Below are 6,732 nucleotides of genomic sequence, written 5' to 3'. Positions count from 1 at the left end.
GTTTGTTGGGCCAGCGCGGCCACCTGGGCCGGGCTGCGGGGGCCAAAATTTACCTGGCTGCCGTCGGCCAAAATAACATCCACCTCGCGGATGTGGTCAACCAACATCCCGTACTTAACCGAGTGCATCCCGGTTGAGTTATTGCCGGCCACTCCGCCCAGCGTGGCCATGGGGGTTGAGCCGGGGTCCGGGCCAACCATTAACTGATACGGGCGGAGGGCCGTATTCAGGCTGCCCAAAACCATTCCGGCTTCGGCTTTGGCCCAACGTTCGGCGGGGTTGATCTCCAGGAGACGGTCTACATGGCGAGAGTGGTCAATGATCAAGCCGGGGCCAATGGCCTGGCCGGAAACGCTGGTTCCGGCCCCGCGAGGCACCACCGAAACCTGATAGCGGTGGGCCAGTTCGATAGCCGCGGCCACGTCATCTACATCACGGGGAATGACCACGCCTGCCGGGACCACCCGGTAGCAGGAGGCATCGGTGCTGTAGAGCTGGCGGGTGAGGGCGTCAAACCTGACCTCGCCCCTGAGCCTTTTTTTTAAAGTGAACAGCAGTTCTTGAATGTGTTTGGATGTTTGCATATCTGACCAACGACGAACGACGAATGACGAACGACGAAGGATGAACGACCAGATTTTGTCATTCGTCCTTCGTCAATGACTATCGAGTTATTGAGTTTGACCGGCGCGTAGAATAACTTTTTAAATAAATTTGCGCCGGATACGATTTAAAAATATCCAAGTTACAAAAGGTTCTCTACCGATTATGCTTAATTCAACAGCAAGGCGCAAATATAGCCCCCCTTGTTATGCAAAAGAGTGTTAATTCAGAGGGCAGGCTTAATTAATTTGCCGGTTTTGTTGAACTTAGTACAGCATTGCGCAAGTGTGTTCCGGGTTTTCTCGTTCCCAAACTAAGTTTGGGAACGAGAAAGCCCGCGTTGTTACCCGGAACAAGTTTATGCAACGGTGTACTTAGATCAAACAAAATTTTTGGCCCATATACAGTGGTTATAAGGCCGTTTTTTGGCCTCAAAACTACTACATATAGATTAATTCTAAATACCAGCGTTTTAAATTGCTATGAAAAGTTGAATGTTTTGTTCGATCCGCATATAATATGGGCACTTTATCTATAAAAACAAAGTGAGGGTTCACGATGCGCCGATATTTGCCCGCCTACCACTTTTTCGGGTTTCTTCGTGTGTTTGTCACTACCGCGCTGCTGGCGACGCTGGCCGGCCTGGCAGCGCCGGCTCCGGTGGCTCACGCCGCTGTTTTTGACGTTGACCGCCTTGATGATAACGCTGCCGCTTCCGCCTGCACGGCCGCGCCCAATGATTGCAGCCTGCGCGGCGCTATTACAGCCGCTAATACCAATCCCGGCTTGGACACCATCAATATCCCCGCCAACGTTTATACGCTGGCAATTGCCGGCGCCGGCGAAAATGCCAACGCTACCGGCGACCTGGACATCCTGGCCGCCGGCGGGGATCTGATCATCGCCGGAGCGGGCGCGGCCGGCGCTATCATTGACGGCGGCGGCATAGACCGCGTATTTCACCTTGACCCTGCCGGAGCCGGCGGTATCACCGTTAGTATCTCCGGCGTAACCATTCGGAACGGCGTTGCCGCCGGCGAGAATGGCGGCGGCGTTTACAACAACGGCGACACGCTGAACTTGAGCGACGTTATCGTCACCCTCAACACGAGCACCGTCACTGTTGGTGGAGGCACAGGCGGCGGCGTTTACAACGCGGCGGGCGGCCAGGTCAATATCTCCAACTGCACTTTCAACCAAAACGCGGCAGTTGGCGGTATATTTGATGCGCCGGCCGGCGGCGGCCTGGCCAGCTACGGCAATGTGTCCGTTACCAACAGCACGTTTTCCAACAATACGTGCGCCAACGGCTTTGGCGGCGGCGGGTTGTATGCCGTTGATGGCACGGTTAATGTAAGCGGCAGTACCTTTACCGGCAACAGCGGCTATGAAGGCGGCGGCATTGCCACCCGGCAGGATGCCGGAATTCCCACCCTCAACGTAAACAACAGCACCTTTTCCGGCAATCGGGCCACCGGCGATGTTGGGAGCGGCGGCGGCATCAGCAGCAACGGCGTGCTGAATATCACCGGCAGCACTTTTGCCAACAACGCCGCAACCGGAGTCAATAGTTTGGGCGGCGGCGGTCTCTATCACATCAATGACGCCGCCGCTATTGCCAACAGCACTTTCTCCGGCAACAGTTCTATCACCGACGGCGGCGGCATTTATTTTCGGGATGTGAATATGACCCTGAATTACGTGACCATCGCCTCTAATACGGCCGACAGCGACAACGACGGTACCGGCAACGGCGGCGGGGTTTTTGTGGAGAATTCGGGTCCTGCTTTTAATGTCGGAAATACCATCATCGCTCAAAATAGCGATCTTAGTGGCGGGGGTGCGGATTGTTTCACCGAAGATGCAGCCACTCCCTTGACCTCGTTGGATTACAATCTTATTCAGGACACAACCGGCTGTAGCATTGTGGGGGCAACGGCTAACAATATTACCGGCGTTAGCCCCAACGTTGGACCTTTGCAAAACAACGGCGGCCCCACCGACACGCGCGCCCTGCTGCCCGGCAGCCCGGCCATTGACGCCGCCAATCCCGCCTCTTGCCTGGCCACCGACCAGCGCGGCGTGGCCCGGCCGCAGCCGGCGGGTGGGCGGTGCGATATTGGCGCGTATGAGCTTGTTCCCTCGCCGGAGATAGAGGTGTTCGACGGCGCGACCGGCGTTCCTGATAATACGGGCAGTGTGGATTTTGGATCAACTACAGTGGGCGCGCCGTTGGCGCGCGCTTTTACCGTCCGCAACACCGGCGCAGCCGATCTGCACCTGACCCTGCCGGTGACCTTGCCGGCCGGTTTTAGCCTGGTGAGCAGTTTTGGCAGCCTCACCCTGCCGCCGGGCGGTTCAACCACGTTCCAGGTGCAACTTGACGCGGCGGCGGCAGGAACGTTTAGCGGGCAGCTCTCCTTTGCCAATGACGACGCGGACGAAAATCCTTATAATTTTACTATCAGCGGGGTGGTAGCTCCTGTTCCGCCTCCACCCTCTTTTCCTAAAGGCGAAGATGAAGACGACGACGATGACGACGACGATGCCCCTGCCCCTCCGGCCCCTCTCTCTGCGCCCCAGGCTCAAGAGTTTAACTGCTGGCCCTGGCTGGTAATTGTGCCGCCGGGCGCCGCGCCTAATGCCGTACCCGGCACCTGGTGCCAGGCGGCGGTGGGACAACCTTTACCTATGCCCGGTACTTTCCGTTATCTGCAACATTCAACCGAAGTAACCGTTAAGGACGCGGCCGGCCAGCCGGTTACCCAATTTGCCGCGCCCCTTAAGATTTGTTTCCGCTATACTCCGGCTGAGTTGGCCCTGATAAACAACGACCCGGCCCGGTTCCTTATCCAGGTGTTCCGCAATGGGCAATGGGAGGCGTTGCCCACCGCGCCGGAGAGTGGTTTGCTTCAACCGGGCGTGTGCGCTTTGGTAGACCACCTGACGCTGTTTGCCCTTTTTGCCCAAGCTGACAGCCCGGCAGCCAATGGCAGTTCGCCAGGTGGAGTTAAATACCTGCCGGAAACCGGCGAGCAGCCGCTCAGTCCCTGGATAAGGTGGGCAGGCAGGGGCATAGAAATTATCTTGCTGGTTATGGTGATGTGCGGCGCGGTATTGCGCCGCAGACGAAGTTCGCAAAATCCTGAGTGATTGTTTAAGAACTCAGGCTCAAACGAGTTTTCATCTTACGCCACTCCGGGGGGTTCAAACCTGACAGGTCCCAAAAATCTGTCAGGTTTTTGATTCAGGTTTAAAATTTCAGTCACCAATTTCCCGTCCCACTACCGCCGCGGTGATAAACGGCAGCGCCCCCAACCAGGGTTCGTCCTGGTAAAATCTGAGTTGGGCCAGATTTTGCAGGAATAGGCCGGTAAAATACTCGCGCCAATCGTTACGATGGCGAAGATAGTGTTGGGCCGAACGGCGAAGAACCATGATCACTTCCGCCGCTTTGGCCAGCTCGGCATGGTCAATTTTGGGCGCGGGTTGGTTAAGGGTTTGCCGCAACAGCGACGTTTCAAAGGCAACGTATTGGGGCAAGGTGAAGTTGTGCGGCCAGCCGGTAATGGGCGGGTCGGATTGTCTTTTAAAGCGGCGAATATTACCGATTATGAACAAGCGCAGCAGGGTCTCCAGCCTGACAAAATCAAATAAAACGTGGCCTTCCCGCACGTGGTCAAAATCAATTAACCAGGCCCGGCCCGACCCGTCAACCAAAATATTGCCGGGATGCAGGTCGCCGTGAATAATTGTTTTGCGGCCGTTCAACTGCTGTTTCAGAATTTGTTTGTAAATGGCCAGGGGGTTGGGGCAGGGGACATCCAGACCGGTCAGGTGCAGCGCGTTGTCGGGTTGTCGCCGGAGGTCGGGGGTGAAGCTCAAAATGCTGGCAGCCGCAGCGGCAAGCACGTCGTCACGGCGAGATTCAATGATCCCCAAAAGAGTGACCTGGTCTTTTTCTTGCAGGTCCAGGTAGGGCAGAGTCACCCTGGCCCGGATCCAAATGATCGTTCCATCATCTGTGCTGTGCAGTTTCACCGTATCCGGCATTACCTGACTTACCTGCAAGCCTGCGATGGCCACTCGCTCGCCTATTTTTAAACGTTCTGGGGCGTTCAGGATCGTTTCGACATCCAGGAGCCGGTGGGAGTCGGGGATGTCAATATGGCCGGGAATAATTTTTTCGGCCAGCAATTTTAAATGGGCCGGTAATTGTTGTTCATATTCCTCGGCAAAAGAAACGGAGAACGTTTCATGTTGGCCATACCAACGGGCATCCAGGGCTTCCATGAGCCTGTTCAGGGTTTCAATCACGGCCTCGGCGCTGTGGGTGGCGTAATAATCTTCCAAATCTTTGATCGCGCCGATGGGCCGGTCGCCGGCAAATCCGTAACTCAGGCAGCCCAGCAGGCCCAATTCAACCGGGCCGTTTTCTAATCTGACCGCGGTGGCCGGCAAACGACCCCTGATAAATTGCCGGTAGCGGCTATGTTCCCGGCGCAACATGGTGGCCGGGGCAATTTTGACCACTTCGTAGGCCAGGGCGCGGCCCCGGTCGTCAATGGGCTGGGCCAAAATCACCTCTGCGCCACTCAAGCCGCCGTGAAATCTTTGTTCAAGGCGAACTTGCACAACTCTGAGTTCGCTTTCAGCATAGAGTTGTTTGATGACGTCTCTTTTGGGGGCGTCGAAAAATGAAATAGGGCCGCCCAAGCGAATGGATGAAGTGGAGCTAACCGGTACAGGCGTCGTTTGACTGCGGCTGCTTTGCGCCAGTACATCAATTAACAATTCGGGTTTGGCGATAGCGGTCGGATGCTCAATGATACTCTCGACGATTTCCTGGAAGAATTTTTGCTGCGCGGGCGACAAAAAAGCGGCGAGGTGTGATTGCCAGGCGGCTAATATCTCTCGCCCCGGGGTTACCAGGAGCTGGCGCAAAACCCACCGGCCAAAAATGGCGGAAAACAAAACCGGCCCTGCCGGCTTATCCTGAACCAGGCCGCGTTCCAGCAGATGGTTTAAGTCCTGGTGATAACGACCCAGAGTGGGAAACGATTCCCCCCATCTAACCAGGTCGGGGGGAAGGTGTTGGGTCAACTGGGCCAGGGCCAGCCAGGTAAGAAGCATTTTTTCAGGCTCACGACAATGTTGCAGGATGTCTAAAAAGTAGCCCTCTGTTCTTCGTTCCAGGCCCGCTTCAAGTTGGGTAAAGGATGTTTCTGCCGCAGGGTGATGAGCTTCTCGCGCCCGGAGCATAAACGCCCCGGTCAGTTGGACCAAGAAGGGATGCGTGCCGGCTGTCTGGCGCAAAAAAGTTCGTTCGGCGTCGGAAAAGCTGACCTGATAGCGCTCAAGTAGTTTATCTATGTCCTCGTCGGCAAAGGGAGGCAAGGCAATGGTGGCAAAACTGTTGCCAAGCGGCGAGCCGGTAAAGTTAAAATCTGCGCACAGTTGCTCCAGTGGCTTCCGGCTGGCCACGATCAGGGCTAATCCTCGTTCCGGCCGGTTAAGCAACGCCCGTAAATGATAAAGTAAGTTCGGGGAGTTCGGGTCAAGACTATTGATCAGGATTTCAAATTCATCCAGCATCAACACCACCAAATGGCCGGCCCGGGCAATTTGGTCAAACAGGCTGTTCAAATCAAACATTTCCAGAACAGGCAACGCCAGCGCTCTTTGCAGGTGCTGCGCAAGAATTTCATGGCCGCTTAAAGGCTGTTCCAATTCACGGAGAATGTTGCGCCAGAAGGTGGTATCGGTAAAGGGCACAATGCTATGGCCATCTATTTTGAGAAAGTGGCAACAGCTTGAAGACAGGCCCCAGGCTTCATGCACTTTGGGCGTGCGGAGGTAATGTAATAATGAGGTTTTGCCCACACATGGATCGCCGGAAATGGCGCTGCTACTCCGGGCCGGATTGGCCAATTGGTCCAGGATTTGGTTGACCTGCTGGCTGCGCCCAATGAATTTATCAGGGGGAACCGGAGCGTTATAAACAAATGGATTGTTCATCATAGCCTGGCCCAACTATTGCCGCCATCATCTGAACGGAAAACACCCGCAGAACCGGCAATATAAATGATTTGACTGTTTGTCGGGTCAAGGGCAATGCTTTGGATATAC

Annotated in this window: 3 protein-coding genes; 1 reads left to right on the top strand and 2 read right to left on the bottom strand. The window is 55.6% G+C overall.

The features are described from left to right. The coding region (locus JW953_13430) for an FAD-binding oxidoreductase (GenBank protein ID MBN1993697.1) at positions 1-584 on the bottom strand (584 nt) is incomplete at its 3' end. A 577-nt stretch (positions 585-1,161) separates the two neighbouring features. Here JW953_13430 and JW953_13425 point away from each other — a divergent pair. Continuing rightward, entirely contained in the window at positions 1,162-3,756 is a 2,595-nt protein-coding gene (locus JW953_13425; GenBank protein MBN1993696.1) for a choice-of-anchor D domain-containing protein, read from the top strand. Between the two features lie 108 nt (positions 3,757-3,864). Here JW953_13425 and JW953_13420 read toward each other — a convergent pair whose 3' ends face one another. Further along, the gene (locus tag JW953_13420) at positions 3,865-6,624 is read right to left on the bottom strand and encodes a phosphotransferase (protein ID MBN1993695.1); all 2,760 of its coding nucleotides are present in this window, start codon (positions 6,622-6,624) and stop codon (positions 3,865-3,867) included. Positions 6,625-6,732 lie beyond the last annotated feature (108 nt).

It is taken from the genome of Anaerolineae bacterium (assembly GCA_016931895.1).
Taxonomy (GTDB): domain Bacteria; phylum Chloroflexota; class Anaerolineae; order 4572-78; family J111; genus JAFGNV01.
Note: the sequence above shows the minus strand (reverse complement) of the source record. Positions and strands in the feature narration are given on the sequence as shown.